Below are 516 nucleotides of genomic sequence, written 5' to 3'. Positions count from 1 at the left end.
GGTCAGCGGCCGCCCGGACGGTACAGGGCTGGGCCTGGCCATTACCCAGAACAGCATCAGCCAGCACCAGGGCCTGATCGAGTGTGACAGCCACCCAGGCCACACCACGTTCTCGATCTTTCTGCCACTGGAACAAGGAGCCACATCGACATGAGCCGTAGTGAAACCGTGTGGATCGTCGATGACGACCGTTCTATCCGGTGGGTCCTGGAAAAGGCCCTGCAGCAAGAAGGCATGACCACGCAAAGCGTCGACAGCGCCGATGGCGTGATGAGCCGCCTGGCGCGCCAGCAGCCGGACGTGATCATCTCCGACATCCGCATGCCGGGAGCCAGTGGCCTGGACCTCTTGGCGCGGATTCGCGAACAACACCCACGGCTGCCGGTCATCATCATGACCGCCCACTCCGACCTCGACAGCGCGGTCGCCTCGTATCAGGGCGGCGCGTTCGAATACCTGCCAAAACCCTTTGATGTTGACGAAGCAGTTTCCCTGGTCAAACGCGCCAATCAGCAC

General features: G+C 62.2%; 2 protein-coding genes. Both read left to right on the top strand.

The window, feature by feature from the left end:
• On the top strand, positions 1 to 154 hold a 154-nt coding region (locus tag BK665_RS33855; RefSeq protein ID WP_375538972.1), incomplete at its 5' end, for an ATP-binding protein.
• Positions 151 to 516 (top strand): response regulator (locus BK665_RS33850; RefSeq protein ID WP_123410667.1); only part of this gene is annotated, 366 nt, incomplete at its 3' end. The genes BK665_RS33855 and BK665_RS33850, both read left to right, overlap by 4 nt.

Origin of the sequence: Pseudomonas frederiksbergensis (assembly GCF_003732665.1) — a bacterium.
In the GTDB taxonomy this organism is placed as follows: Bacteria; Pseudomonadota; Gammaproteobacteria; order Pseudomonadales; family Pseudomonadaceae; genus Aquipseudomonas; species Aquipseudomonas frederiksbergensis_G.
The sequence above is the reverse complement of the archived record's forward strand: the minus strand, read 5'-3'. Positions and strand labels throughout refer to the sequence as shown.